The organism is Nonomuraea sp. GTA35, from assembly GCF_041950525.1.
Taxonomy (GTDB): domain Bacteria; phylum Actinomycetota; class Actinomycetes; order Streptosporangiales; family Streptosporangiaceae; genus Nonomuraea.
In genome coordinates this window covers 963,082-975,406 of sequence record NZ_JBGNUV010000003.1, presented here as the reverse complement: position 1 = coordinate 975,406, position 12,325 = coordinate 963,082, and the positions used below count along the sequence as shown (strand labels likewise).

The 12,325-nt window shown below is 73.8% G+C and carries 12 protein-coding genes and 1 tRNA gene; 9 read left to right on the top strand and 4 right to left on the bottom strand.

What is annotated here, in order from left to right:
• Positions 1-5: 5 nt before the first annotated feature.
• On the top strand, positions 6-554 hold the full coding sequence (locus tag ACBJ32_RS17975; protein WP_375127690.1) for a TIGR03086 family metal-binding protein: 549 nt from the start codon (positions 6-8) through the stop codon (positions 552-554).
• On the opposite strand, the gene ACBJ32_RS17970 is transcribed toward ACBJ32_RS17975, so the two are convergent.
• On the bottom strand, positions 523-2,211 hold the full coding sequence (locus ACBJ32_RS17970; RefSeq protein ID WP_375127689.1) for an asparagine synthase-related protein: 1,689 nt from the start codon (positions 2,209-2,211) through the stop codon (positions 523-525). The genes ACBJ32_RS17975 and ACBJ32_RS17970 overlap by 32 nt on opposite strands.
• 250 nt (positions 2,212-2,461) lie before the next feature.
• On the opposite strand from ACBJ32_RS17970, the gene ACBJ32_RS17965 reads away from it, so the two are divergent.
• From ACBJ32_RS17965 to ACBJ32_RS17950, 4 genes are all read left to right on the top strand, one after another.
• Positions 2,462-3,937, top strand: a complete 1,476-nt coding sequence (locus ACBJ32_RS17965; protein ID WP_375127688.1) for a von Willebrand factor type A domain-containing protein — start codon at positions 2,462-2,464, stop codon at positions 3,935-3,937.
• A gap of 70 nt (positions 3,938-4,007) precedes the next feature.
• A tRNA-Ala gene (locus ACBJ32_RS17960) sits at positions 4,008-4,080 on the top strand.
• Between the two features lie 95 nt (positions 4,081-4,175).
• Complete coding sequence (locus tag ACBJ32_RS17955; protein WP_357867321.1) at positions 4,176-4,439, top strand: hypothetical protein; 264 nt, start codon at positions 4,176-4,178, stop codon at positions 4,437-4,439.
• 23 nt (positions 4,440-4,462) lie between these two features.
• A complete protein-coding gene (locus ACBJ32_RS17950; RefSeq protein WP_375127687.1) occupies positions 4,463-5,353 on the top strand; it encodes a GNAT family N-acetyltransferase in 891 nt (296 codons plus the stop codon).
• A gap of 5 nt (positions 5,354-5,358) precedes the next feature.
• Here ACBJ32_RS17950 and ACBJ32_RS17945 read toward each other — a convergent pair whose 3' ends face one another.
• A complete protein-coding gene (locus tag ACBJ32_RS17945; protein ID WP_375127686.1) occupies positions 5,359-6,576 on the bottom strand; it encodes a hypothetical protein in 1,218 nt (405 codons plus the stop codon).
• The gene (locus ACBJ32_RS17940) at positions 6,569-7,069 is read right to left on the bottom strand and encodes a SigE family RNA polymerase sigma factor (RefSeq protein ID WP_357867330.1); all 501 of its coding nucleotides are present in this window, start codon (positions 7,067-7,069) and stop codon (positions 6,569-6,571) included. The genes ACBJ32_RS17945 and ACBJ32_RS17940 overlap by 8 nt, the downstream gene beginning before the upstream one ends.
• A gap of 125 nt (positions 7,070-7,194) precedes the next feature.
• Between ACBJ32_RS17940 and ACBJ32_RS17935 the strand changes: the two genes are divergently transcribed.
• Both ACBJ32_RS17935 and ACBJ32_RS17930 read left to right on the top strand, forming a co-directional pair.
• Entirely contained in the window at positions 7,195-7,806 is a 612-nt protein-coding gene (locus ACBJ32_RS17935; RefSeq protein ID WP_375127685.1) for a TetR/AcrR family transcriptional regulator, read from the top strand.
• A 10-nt stretch (positions 7,807-7,816) separates the two neighbouring features.
• Entirely contained in the window at positions 7,817-9,268 is a 1,452-nt protein-coding gene (locus tag ACBJ32_RS17930; protein ID WP_375127684.1) for an FAD-dependent monooxygenase, read from the top strand.
• Between the two features lie 94 nt (positions 9,269-9,362).
• On the opposite strand, the gene ACBJ32_RS17925 is transcribed toward ACBJ32_RS17930, so the two are convergent.
• A complete protein-coding gene (locus tag ACBJ32_RS17925; RefSeq protein ID WP_375127683.1) occupies positions 9,363-10,319 on the bottom strand; it encodes a GlxA family transcriptional regulator in 957 nt (318 codons plus the stop codon).
• A gap of 71 nt (positions 10,320-10,390) precedes the next feature.
• On the opposite strand from ACBJ32_RS17925, the gene ACBJ32_RS17920 reads away from it, so the two are divergent.
• Complete coding sequence (locus tag ACBJ32_RS17920) at positions 10,391-11,656, top strand: MFS transporter (RefSeq protein ID WP_375127682.1); 1,266 nt, start codon at positions 10,391-10,393, stop codon at positions 11,654-11,656.
• Complete coding sequence (locus ACBJ32_RS17915) at positions 11,653-12,312, top strand: peptidyl-tRNA hydrolase (RefSeq protein ID WP_375127681.1); 660 nt, start codon at positions 11,653-11,655, stop codon at positions 12,310-12,312. The genes ACBJ32_RS17920 and ACBJ32_RS17915 overlap by 4 nt, the downstream gene beginning before the upstream one ends.
• The last annotated feature ends 13 nt before the right edge of the window (positions 12,313-12,325 follow it).

Genomic DNA, 12,325 nt, shown 5'->3' with positions numbered 1-12,325 from the left:
AACGTATGAACGAGATCCTGCCACTGATGAAGCGCGCCGCGGGGCGCACCACCGAGCTCGTCCGCGCCATCGGGGACGACCGGCTCGGGCTGCCCACGCCGTGCTCGGAATACGACGTCAGGGCGCTGCTCAACCACATGGAGTGGGGCGCCTCCCTGTTCGAGTCCGTCGCCGTCGGAGGCCCCTTCGTGCCGCCGAAACAGGAGTACACCGGCGACTTCCCCGAGCGGGTCGAGCGCATGCTCGCCGTCTACGAGCGCCCCGAGGCGTGGGAGGGCGTCAGCGAGCCCATGGGCGGCCTGCCCAGGGCCGTGCTGGCCAACATGGCGCTGACCGACCTCGTGGCCCACGGGTGGGACCTGTCCAGGGCGACGGGCCTCGACTGGGAGGTGGACGAGGAGACGGCCACCCTGCTGGCCGCGTTCGCCGCGCAGATGGCGCCCAAGGGCCGCGAGCAGGGGGCGTTCGGCGCCGAGGTGGCGGTGCCGGACGACGCCCCGGCGCTCGACCGCTTCCTCGGGCTCATCGGCCGGGATCCGGCCTGGAAACCGTGATCCGCGGCAGGTCCTCGGGCGCCTTGCCGGGATACAGGCCGGTCAGCAGGGTGCTGACCGTGTAGAGATGCCAGGCCAGCGCCGGTTTGCGCACGACCGGGTCGGCGAACAGGGCGCGGACCTCGTCCGGATCGACGATCGGAGCGAGGGCGTCGAGGCTGCCGAGCACCTGCTCGCGCAGCACGTCCGTGAGTGCGGGGCCGGGGCTGGTCCGCCAGCTCCACCCGCCTCCGGTCTTGGCGGTGGGCAGGTGCGGGGGAGGGGCGGGCAGGCGGGACGGCCAGGGGAACCTGCGCGGCGGGGCCGCGCCTTCGGCGAAACGCCACGGCTTTCCCTCGATCGGAACATCCCGCAATTTCGGGGCAAACCGCAAGATCAGCGTATAGATGACCTCTTCGGAGAGCCGCCAGCTCTGGTCCAGGCTCAGCGCCGCCCGCACCACGCGATTGTCCAGGAACGGCCGCACGGGGTCGCCGCGCCGCAACGAGCCCGCGCGGGCGCTGGCCTGCCAGCGGCCCACCTTGTACCAGATGTAGAGGTGGTCCAGCGCCTCCAGCCGGTTCGGCCGCGCCAGCCACGGCTCGGCCAGCGCGCGGGCGTGCTCGTTGGCCTCGGCGGTGAACAGCTTCGCGTCCTTGCGGAACGTCGTGTCGATGCGCTTCAGCAGGGCCTTGTCGCCGAGGTCGCTCTGCAGCAGGTTCAGGCTGCCCGCGCGCAGCGTCTCGCCGCTCTGGCCTGACATGGTGGGCTTGCCGGAGTAGGGCAGGTAGCTCACGATCGTCTCGTACGCCGAGGTCATGCCCTCGCACGTGCGCAGCGTCTCCCAGGCGCGGCTGAGCGGATGCTCGACCAGCACCGCGTCCTTGGCGGCGGTCTGCGGCGGGGCGATGACCGTGTGCTCCACGCCGAGCCGCTCCGCGATCATGCGGGCGAGGATCACGTCCGGATGCGTGTCGAGCCCGTTCGTCGTCGTCCTGAACGGCACCCCCGCCGCGTGCAGCAGCGCCGCCAGGATGCGGGTGTCGCGGCCGCCGGTCAGCGCCAGGTTCACCGGCTCGCCCAGGTCACGCAGCGGGGCGACGGTCGCCAGCAGCGCGTCCGCCAGCTCGCCGACCGCCGCCCGCTTGTGCCGCGCCGACGTGGGCGCGGGCGCCGCCTCCGGCAGCGGGGTCTCGGTGATGGCGCGCACGCCGTCCCGCACCACCAGGCGCGAGCTGGGCCGCAGCGCCGACACCCCCTTGTACGGCGTCTCGTCCGACAGGAAGAACCCCTGCCTGACCATCGACTGCAGGGCGAGCACGTCGAAGTCGATCCGGTCGTCGGGCCGGGCCACGAGGTGCGCGAGCAGGGCGCGGCTGGCGACGACGTGCAGCTCGGGCGTCTCGGCGTAGAAGACGGGGCAGACCCGGTTGATCGCGGTGCTCGCGCCCACCTCGCCGTCGCGGGCGAACCAGGCGGAGAAGCAGCCGCCCACGGAGTCGTCCGGTAGCGCCGCCACCTCGGCGGGGTCGGCCAGATGGCCGTTGAGCCCGACGGCCCGTCCGCCGTGATGCGAGATCAGCGGCGGCTGCCGGGAGTCGTCGGGCTCGTTGGTCCAGGCGAACAGCGAGACACCCCGGCCGTGCCATTCCCGGCCGCGAATCACCTCGGCGGGCACCGGAAAGGCCCATTCGATTACGGAACGAGCTCTATTCAGAACCGCCGGGGAAATGTCCTGCCGCTTTGTGGCCATGGCCAAATAGACACGCACGGCACCAGGCTTACCTCATCTTCCTCATTCGTCACAACTGATCACGTATTGATCGCGGTTTGCGCTCGCTTGCGTCACCGGCCCGGCCGTGGCCGGGCGCATTCCGTCGTACGGCTCGGAGGTGGTTGAGATGAAATTTCGCCCTTTGGTGGTTGGCGTGGGGCTTGTCGCCCTCCTGGGCTTGACGGCCTGTGGCGGCGGTGGCAACCAGGCGACCAGCGACGAGAACGCTTCGGCGGGGACCGCCGCGCCCCGGCAACCGGCCCTACCGGAACAGGCCGAAACCGGCGGCACCGAGGCGTCCGCGTCACCCCAGGAGGACAGCGAGCGGGACACCGCGAGCGCGCAGATCTCCACGTTCGCCCTGGACGTGGACACCGCCTCGTACGGCTACGCCCGCCGTACCCTTCAGGAGGGCCGCTGGCCCGCGCCCGGCGAGATCCGGCCCGAGGAATGGGTGAACGCCTTCCGCCAGGACTACGCGCAGCCGCCGGACGACGGGTTCACCGTGCACGTGGACGGCGCGAAGCTGCCCCGGCGGGACGAGGCCGTCCTGCGGGTCGGCCTGCAGACGCGCGCCTCCGACTCCTCCCAGCGGCGGCCCGCCAACCTGACGTTCGTGGTGGACGTGTCCGGCTCGATGGCCGACGACGGCCGGCTGGACCTGGTCAAGTCCGCCCTGCTGAAGCTGCTCGACCAGCTCGCCCCCGGTGACCAGGTCTCGATCGTCGCCTTCAGCGAGGAGGCCGAGGTGCTGGCCTCCATGACCCCGCTGACCGCCAGGGAGGAACTGCGCGCGGCGGTGACGCGGCTGACCGTCTCCGGCGGCACGAACGTGGAGGCGGGGGTGCTCGCCGGCTACCAGGAGGCGTCCAAGGCGTTCCGTCCCGCCGCCACCAACCGCGTCATCCTGCTCTCCGACGGCCTGGCCAACCAGGGCGACACCGTGTGGCAGAGCCTCTCGGGCAAGGTCAGGGAGCAGGCCGCCAAGCAGCTCACGCTGCTCACGGTGGGCGTCGGCCGCGACTACGGCGACGAGCTGATGGAGCGGCTCGCCGACACCGGCGACGGCATGGCCGTGTACGTCAGCACCGAGGAGGAGGCCACCAGGCTCTTCACCACGCAGCTGCCCGCCACCCTCGACCTGCGCGCCCGCGACGCCAAGGCCCAGGTCGTCTTCAACCCGTCGGTGGTGGAGAGCTACCGGCTCATCGGCTACGAGAACCGCGCGCTCGCCACGGAGGAGTTCCGCGACGACAGCCGCGACGGCGGCGAGATCGGCCCCGGCCACTCCGTCACCGCCCTGTACGCGCTCAAGCTGAAGCCGGGCGCCGACGGCCAGCTCGCCCAGGCCACCGTGCGCTGGCAGGACCCCGACACCAGGACCGCCTCGGAGTCCGGTGAGTCGCTGAACTCCGGCGACCTGGCCGGCGGCATCTGGACCGAGGCGCCCTTGCGGCTGCAGGTGGACGTCGTGGTGGCGGCGTTCGCGACGTACCTGAGGGACCGGGAGGCCTTCGGCCTGGACCTGCCGGAGCTGCGCGAGCACGCCGCCCGGCTGGCGTCCACCTCCGAGGATCCGATGGTCTCCGAGCTGGCCACCCTCATCGGAAGGGCCGAATCGGTCGGCTGATCGTCACTGGCCCCTCGGTCGAGGCGTGCTCAGGTGGTCCCGGAGTCGGATACACTTTTACACGCAACGAGGGGCTATGGCGCAGTTGGTAGCGCGCCTCCATGGCATGGAGGAGGTCTGGGGTTCGAATCCCCATAGCTCCACAGCAGCCCGTCCGATCGGCTTGATCGGGCGGGCTTTTCGTGTTTCCGGGCCCATTCCATAGCGGTGTCGAACTGGCGTTCGTATGATGGTACGCATGAGCCCTGTGGAACTACCTGAGATCTGGCGGCCGCCCATCGTGGCGGCGGTCCCCGACGGTACGGCGCGTTACCTGCTGGCCTGGGGTGACGACGCGCAGGGGGCGCGGTGGGGATACCTGCTGTGGCCGCCCCGCACGCTGGAGGCGCACGGCGGCGTGCGTCACGAGGGGAACGCCCGCTGGGTGCACTGGGAGGAGATCCACCCGGTCGCCGGCGAGGACTACAGCACGGTCCCCATCGCCGACCCCTGGCGGGTCTGAGATTCTCTGACTAAGGTCAGGGAATGGATGCTACGGCGATCGCGCGGGTGCGCCGCTTCCAGCGGACCGTGACGCAGCGCGTCGGGGCGCTCGATGACGCCTTCATGGGTCGCGGCCGGCCGCTCGGGCAGGCGCGGCTGCTCTGGGAGATCGGCGCGGAAGGCAGCGAGCTGCGCGCGCTGCGGGCCAGGCTGGAGCTCGACTCCGGATACCTGAGCAGGCTGCTGCGCGCCCTGGAGGCCGACGGCCTGATCGTGGTCGAGGCCGGCGGGCCCGACGGGCGGGTCCGCACGGCCAGGCTCACCCCGGCGGGGGCCGCCGAGCGGGAGGAGCTCGACCGCCGCTCCGACGAGGCGGCCGCGTCCATGCTCGGGCGGCTGCCGGCCGGGCAGCGCGAGCGGCTGGTGACCGCGATGTCCGAGGTCGAGCGCCTGCTTTTCGCCTCCATGGTGGAGATCGGCGTGCTCGACCCCGGGCATCCCGGCGCCCGCCACTGCCTGACGGCCTACGTCGCCGAGCTGGCTCGCCGCTTCGAGTCCGGGTTCGACCCGGCGCGCAGCCTCCCCGCCACCGACGACGAGCTGCGGCCGCCCGCCGGGATGTTGCTGGTCGCCACCATGCGCGCCGAGCCGGTGGGCTGCGTGGCGCTGAAGCTGCACCCCGGGTCGGCGACGGCCGAGCTCAAGCGGATGTGGGTCGCCCCGTCGGCCCGGGGCCTGGGGCTCGGGCGCAGGCTGCTCGCCGAGGCGGAGTCGCGCGCCGCCGCGCACGGCGTGCGCACGCTCCGCCTGGAGACCAACCGGGCCCTCACCGAGGCCATCGCCCTCTACCGGTCGGCAGGCTACGCCGAGGTGCCGGCCTTCAGCGACGAGCGCTACGCGCACCACTGGTTCGACAAGCACCTGCCCGCCTGAGCGGCTCACCGCACGCGGGCCAGCCGGTAGCTCCCGCCTTCCTGCCACAGCAGCCACGGGCCGGCCACCAGCACGAGGCCGCGCTGCTTCAGCGTGACGCCCGTCTGCGGATCGTGCACGAGCGAGACGCTGCCCGTCGTGTACGCCACCAGCCGGTCCCCGGCCGTCATCCGGGCCTGCTCGCCCTTGCCGGGCTGCGGCACCGCGCCGAACGACCCCTCCAGCCGCCAGTTGTCATGCTTCACCGACCGCAGCACGCCCCCGGCCACCCAGACGAACGCCGTGTCGGTGGCGGCCGCGTACCACTTCTGCAGCGGCTTGCCCATCCTGTGCGCCCGTACCCCTGTCGGCAGCGGATGCTCGGCCGCGACCGCCAGCGTGCGCACGTCCACCAGCCGCAGCTTCCTGTCGTTGGCCGGCTCCACGGTGAACAGGTAGGGGTAGGAGAACGCCACCGCCGTCCCGGCGGCGGGCCGGCCGTCCGTGACCGTCCTGCCGGGCTCGCCGCAGCCGGCGGCCACCCAGGGCTGCCGCATGACGTCGCTGCCCGCGATCGCGCCGCCGTCCACCCAGACGGGCGCCTTGGGGTCGGCGCCCTGCGGGCTGACCGTGTGCGTGGTCCCGTCGGCCGTGCGGCAGCGCTGCTCGCCGCCCTCCGTCCAGGTACGCAGCCCCTCGGCGGCCCCCAGGCCGGACTGCGCGGAGAAGCCGGCGTCCCCGGCCGCGCCGCCGGTCGCGGGCACCTCCGCCGCCGCGCCGCCGGGCGTCAGCCCGAGCACGGTGCCGTCGGAGCCGAGCGCCGACGGCGTGAACGGCTCGCCGGCCGCCGTGCGCGCCTCCACCTCGACCATGCCGGTCACGGCCACCAGGCGGCGCAACCGCTCCTCGAACGCCTGCCCGGCGGCCCCTTCGGGGGAGGCCGTGACGGTTCTCGTGGGCGCCGGCCGGTTGGGAGAGGGCTCCGGAGCGGTGGCGGTCACGGTCACGGTGGGCAGCGGGCTGGGATCGACCGTCGCGGCGGTGTCGCCGCCCCCGTTCCGCAGGGCCAGCGGCGTCGCGACCAGCACGGCGGTCGCGCAGGCCGCCGCTGCCAGCCAGGCCGCGCGGCGGTTCCTGCGCCTGGTGGCCACGGCCCGGTGGATCCGGCCCGCCAGGTCCGGCGGCGGATCTCCCGCGCCGGGCTCACCCAGCAGCGTGGCCAGCCGGTTCTCCAGGTCATCCATGGTCCACCTCCGCGCGGTCGGCGGCCTCGCGGAGCCGGGCCAGCCCCCGCGACGCCTGGCTCTTGACACTGCCGCGGCTGCAGCCCAGCAGCCGGGCGATCTCCTCGTCGCTGCGCTCCTCGACGTAACGCAGCACCAGCACGGCCCGCGTACGGGGTGGCAGCTCGGCTATCCGGGAACGCACCCCCGCGTCGTCCAGCAGGCGTTCCAGGCCGAGGTCCTCGGCCGCGGGCTCGGGCGGCGCCGCCACGCTGACCTCCCGCCTGGGCCGCCGCCACCGGTTGGCCATGATGCGGATCATGGCCGTGCGCACGTACCCCTCGGGGGAGTCCTTGCGCCTGACGGCGGCCCAGCGCAGGCCGGTGCGGGTGAGCGCCTCCTGCACCAGGTCCTCGGCGTCGTGCCGGTTCTGGGTCAGGACCATGGCGTAGCGATAGAGCGCAGGCAGTCGCTGCGCCACGAAAGTCTCGAACGTCGGATCTTCCACTCGCACCTCCGCCCTCCAAGGACACCCGAGGGGGCCGTGCGGTTGAGTGCCGCTGCTGGACGGGCGGGCGCCAATAAATTGCGTGACCAGAAAATTTGCTGATCACGCAAGTTTAGCCTAGAGTCGGTGGCGTGACCGGGCTGAGGGAGCGGAAGAAGCAGGCCACGCGGGAGGCGCTGATGACGGCCGCGCTCCGGCTGGCTCTGACGCGCGGGCTGGAGAACGTCCGGGTCGAGGACATCGCCGCCGAGGCGGGGGTCTCGCCCAGGACGTACAACAACTACTTCTCCAGCAAGTACGAGGCGATCACCGCCCGGCACACCGACCGCGTGCGCGCGTCCGTGGCGGCGCTGCGTGCCCGGCCGCCCGGCGAGCCCCTCTGGGAGGCGCTGGCCGAGGCCATGGTGCGGCCCTGGGCGGAGCACGCCGGCACCGCTGACACGGCCCCGCCGCCCGAGCTGCTGGCGGGCATCCGCATGCTCAGCGAGGAACCCGCGCTGCGGGCCGAGTCGCTGCGGGTGGCGTTCGCCGCCGACGGCGAGCTGGCCGCGGCCATCGCCGAGCGTGTCGGCGCCGACCCCGCTCGCGACCTGTACCCCTCCCTGGTCGCGGTCACCGTCACCGCGGCCGTGCAGGCCGGCGTCGCGCACTGGCTGCGGGCCGACCCGCCCGTGCCGCTCGTGCCGCTGCTGCGCGACTGCCTGCGCGCGCTGGCCGCGGGGCTGCCCGCCCCGTCCGAGTAAGGAGACGTTCATGGACATCGTCATCGCCGGCGGCGGGCCCAACGGGCTGATGCTGGCCTGCGAGCTGAGCCTGGCCGGAGTCACGCCGCTCGTGGTCGAGCGCCTGCCGCGGCGCAGCGACCAGCCCAAGGCCAACGGGATCATCGGCCAGGTCGTACGGCTGCTGCGCCGGCGCGGCCTGGCCGGGCAGGAGGCGGCCATGCCCGCGTTCGTGTTCGGCGCGATGCCGCTGCACCTGGCCGGGCTCGACGACAACCCGCTGCACGGCATGGGCATCAGGCAGCCCGAGCTGGAGGAGCTGCTGGAGAGGCGGGCGATCGAGCTCGGCGTGCAGATCAGGCGCGGGCACGAGCTGGCCGGCTTCGCCCAGGACGACGGCGGGGTGACGCTGGAGCTGGTGGCGCCCGGCGGGCCGTACCGGCTCCGTACGCGCTACCTGGTCGGCTGCGACGGCGCGCACAGCACGGTCAGGAAGCTGAGCGGGATCGGGTTTCCCGGCGTGCACGCGGCCGACGTCGTCAGCCGCACCGCCCACGTCACCATCCCCGGGGCGGTGACCAGGCAGGTCGAGCTGGAGGTGCCGGAGGTGGGCACGCTCGTGCTCTACACCTGGCACAGGACCGAGCGCGGGGCCTACGCGATCCTGCCGGCCGGGCCGGGCGTGTTCACGGTCGCCGCGCTGGAGTGGGACTCCGCGCCGCCCGGCGACGACGTGCCGATGACCATCGCCGAGCTGCGCGCGAGCCTGGCCCGGGTCCTCGGCGCCGACCTGCCGCTGGCCGAGCCCACCGGCCCGGGGCCGCACCTGCTGCGGAGGCTGAACGGCCGCAACACCAGGGTGGCCGACCGCTACCGGGAGGGCAGGGTGTTCCTGGCGGGCGACGCCGCGCACGTGCACTCCGCGATGGGCGCGCCCGGGCTCAACCTGGGCCTGCAGGACGCCGCCAACCTGGCCTGGAAGCTCGCCGCCGAGGTACGGGGCTGGGCGCCGCCCGGGCTGCTCGACACCTACGACGCCGAGCGCAGGCCGGCCGCCGAGCGGGTCGCCATGCACACCCAGGCCCAGCTCGCGCTGACGGCGCCGGGGCCCGAGGTGACGGCGTTGCGGCAGGTGTTCGGGGAGCTGCTGGGCGACAGCGACGCCCTGCGGCGCATCGCCGCCCTGCTGGCCGGGGCCGACGTGGTCTACCCGATGCCCGCGCCGCCCGGGCTCCGGCACCCGCTGGTCGGCCGGTTCCTGGCCGACCTGCCCGCCGGCGCCGGAGCCCGGGCGCGGCCCGTGCTGCTCGACGCGACGGGCGGGCTGCGCGTCCGCCACGGGCGTGTGGACGTCGTGCCGGGCGACGGGCCCGAGGCCGTGCTGGTGCGGCCCGACGGGTACGTGGCGTGGGCGGGCACGCCGGACGAGACGCTGGAGCAGGCGCTGCAGATCTGGTTCGGCGAGTCCCTGGCACCCGCCTGACCCACGCACGCGACTCCTGGAAGGCGCCCCGGCACGCGGCCGGACCAGGTCAGGTGCCGAGGTGGACGGCGGCGGCGCGCATGATCGCGTGAGTCTAGGGCGTGCGGCGGAAGGTGTGGCGGTAGGCCAGCGGTGACACGCCGACGGCCGCGTGCAGGTGCTGGCGCAGCGAGACCGCCGTGCCGAAGCCCGCCCGCCTGGCCACCTCCTCCACACCGAGATCCGTCGTCTCCAGCAGGCGCCTGGCGTGCTGCACGCGCTGCCCGTTCAGCCATCTGGCCGGGCTCTGGCCGGTCTCCTCGCGGAAGCGCCTGGTGAACGTGCGCACGCTCATCCTGGCGTGCTCGGCCAGCGCGTTCAGGTCGAGCGGGGCGTCGAGGTGGGCGAGCATCCAGTCGCGGGTGGCCGCCGTGCCGCCGCCTTCGCCCAGCGGGAGGGGGCGGTCGATGTACTGGGCCTGGCCGCCGTCCCGCCACGGCGGCATGACGCAGCGCCTGGCCGCCCGGTTGGCCACCTCGCTGCCGTGGTCGCGCCTGATCACGTGCAGGCACAGGTCCAGGCCGGCGGCCACGCCCGCCGAGGTCAGCACGTCGCCGTCGTCCACGTACAGCACGTCCGGGTCCAGCTTGACCTGCGGGAACAGCTCGGCGAAGCGGCCCGCCTCGCGCCAGTGCGTGGTGGCCGGGCGGCCGTCGAGCAGCCCGGCCGCCGCCAGCACGAACGAGCCCGTGCAGATCGACATCGTCCGCGGACGCCCCTGCAGGGCCGCGCGCAGCGTGTCCTTGATCGTGCCGTCCTTCAGCGGCCGGCCCGCGTGGATGCCGGGCACCACGACGGTGTCGGCGCTGTCGAGCACGTCGAGGTCGTGGTCGGGCAGCACGCTGTAGCCCGCGCTGCACCGCACCGGCATGCGGCCCTCCGAGCAGGTCACCACCTCGTACAGCTTCTCGCCCGACGCGGTCTCCGCCGCCCAGAACACCTGGCCCGGCACGCCGAGGTCGATCGGGGCGAAGTGGTTGAGCACCACCACGGCGACGCGATGACGTTCCATGGCCGGATTCTTGCACATATTGGCTTTCCGGCCACTCGTGACCACGTAAGGGGATAAATCAGGATTGGCGCATGATAGTGAGCACCAACTCGCCCACCCGCCGCGGGCTGCACCGGGCCTGGTACGTCGCGGCCGTCGCGTTCGTGGCGATCCTGGGGTCAGCCGGCTTCCGCGCCACCCCCGGCGTGCTGATCACGCCGCTGCAGGAGGAGTTCGGCTGGTCGGCCGGCACCATCTCGCTGGCCGTCTCCGTCAACCTGGTGCTCTACGGCCTGACCGCCCCCTTCGCCGCCGCCCTCATGGACCGCTTCGGCATGCGCCGCGTGGTGGCCGTCGCGCTGCTGCTGATCGCGGCGGGCAGCGGGCTCACCGTGTTCATGTCGGCGAGCTGGCAGCTCCTGCTCTGCTGGGGCGTGCTGGTCGGGCTCGGCACGGGGTCGATGGCGCTGGTGTTCGCGGCGACGGTGGTGGACCGCTGGTTCGTGCGCCACCGCGGCCTGGTGACCGGCGTGCTCACCGCCGCAGGCGCGACCGGGCAGCTCGTGTTCCTGCCGGTGCTCGCCCAGCTCGCGCAGGGGCCCGGGTGGCGCTTCGCCTCGGTGACCGTGGCCGTGGCGGCGCTGGCCGTGGTGCCGTTCGTGTGGTGGCTGCTGCGCGACCGCCCGGAGGACGTGGGCACGACGGCGCTCGGCGCGCCGCCCGGCGCGGTGCGCACGGAGCCCTCCAGGACCAACGCCGCGCTGCGGGCCGTCACCGTGCTCGCCTCGGCGGCGCGGACCCGGCCGTTCTGGCTGCTCGCGGGCGGCTTCGCGATCTGCGGGGCCAGCACGAACGGCCTGGTCGGCACCCACTTCATCCCCGCCGCCCACGACCACGGCATGGCCGAGCCCGTCGCCGCGGGCCTGCTGGCGATCATCGGCATCTTCGACATCGCGGGCACGATCGCCTCGGGCTGGCTCAGCGACAAGATCGACCCCAAGGTGCTGCTCGGCGTCTACTACGGCCTGCGCGGGCTGTCGCTGATGGTGCTGCCCAGCCTGTTCGCGGCCACGACCGAGCCCAGCATGCTGATCTTCATCATCTTCTACGGCCTGGACTGGGTCGCGACGGTGCCGCCCACGGTGGCGCTGTGCCGGCGGATCTACGGGGCCGACGGGGCCGTGGTGTTCGGCTGGGTGTTCGGCTCGCACCAGGTCGGCGCCGCGTTCGCCGCCGTCGGGGCCGGGCTCACCCGCGACCACCTGGGCGCCTACGACCTGGCCTGGTACGCCGCCGGAGCCCTGTGCCTCCTCGCCGCCGGCATGTCGCTGGCCATCGGGCATGCTAGAGGGCGATGAACGCCGAGCTTTATGTCCTGCCCCTGGTCGTGCGGATCGAGAGGGCGGCGCCTCCCGAGCGCACCGACGCCCTGGAGGCGGCCGCCATGGCCGTGCTGAGCCTGCTGGACGACCCTGGCGAGTTCGCCGATGAGGTGCACGCCTGGGAGTCCACCGGCAAGATCCGCAAGGTCGTGCGCCGGGCCAGGGGCGCCGAGTGGCGCCGGGCCGTGGCGCTGCCCGGCCGTACGATCGGGCACCGCACCGCCGAGGTACGCGTGCACCCGCCCGTGCCCCTCGACGACTGGCCCCGGGACCTGGCCCGGCTGCAGGTGTCGGGCACCGAGCTGACCGACCCCGCCGCGCCTGGGCCCGCCGAGCCGCCGGTGCTGTGGGCCAACCCGGCGCTGGAGATGTCCGCGGGCAAGGCCATGGCGCAGGCCGGGCACGCCGCCCAGCTCGCCTGGTGGGCCAGCGACGCGGGGGAGCGGGCGGCCTGGCGGGAGCGGGGGCTGGCGGTGTCGGTGCGGACGGCCGCCACCCAGGGCGACTTCGAGGCCATGGTGGCGGCCGGGCTGCCCGTGGTGCGCGACGCGGGGTTCACCGAGATCGAGCCGGGCTCGTGCACGTTCGTGGCCGACGCGCCCTGGCTGGCCGGCCGCGTCGCCAGATCGTGAACACGTCCGCGTG

Coding starts and splice junctions, on each gene's coding strand:
- ACBJ32_RS17945 (WP_375127686.1), bottom strand. CDS start 6,576: ATGGATGACCTGGAGAACCGGCTGGCCACGCTGCTGGGTGAGCCCGGC.
- ACBJ32_RS17915 (WP_375127681.1), top strand. CDS start 11,653: ATGAACGCCGAGCTTTATGTCCTGCCCCTGGTCGTGCGGATCGAGAGG.
- ACBJ32_RS17950 (WP_375127687.1), top strand. CDS start 4,463: ATGGATGCTACGGCGATCGCGCGGGTGCGCCGCTTCCAGCGGACCGTG.
- ACBJ32_RS17975 (WP_375127690.1), top strand. CDS start 6: ATGAACGAGATCCTGCCACTGATGAAGCGCGCCGCGGGGCGCACCACC.
- ACBJ32_RS17930 (WP_375127684.1), top strand. CDS start 7,817: ATGGACATCGTCATCGCCGGCGGCGGGCCCAACGGGCTGATGCTGGCC.
- ACBJ32_RS17925 (WP_375127683.1), bottom strand. CDS start 10,319: ATGGAACGTCATCGCGTCGCCGTGGTGGTGCTCAACCACTTCGCCCCG.
- ACBJ32_RS17920 (WP_375127682.1), top strand. CDS start 10,391: ATGATAGTGAGCACCAACTCGCCCACCCGCCGCGGGCTGCACCGGGCC.
- ACBJ32_RS17955 (WP_357867321.1), top strand. CDS start 4,176: ATGAGCCCTGTGGAACTACCTGAGATCTGGCGGCCGCCCATCGTGGCG.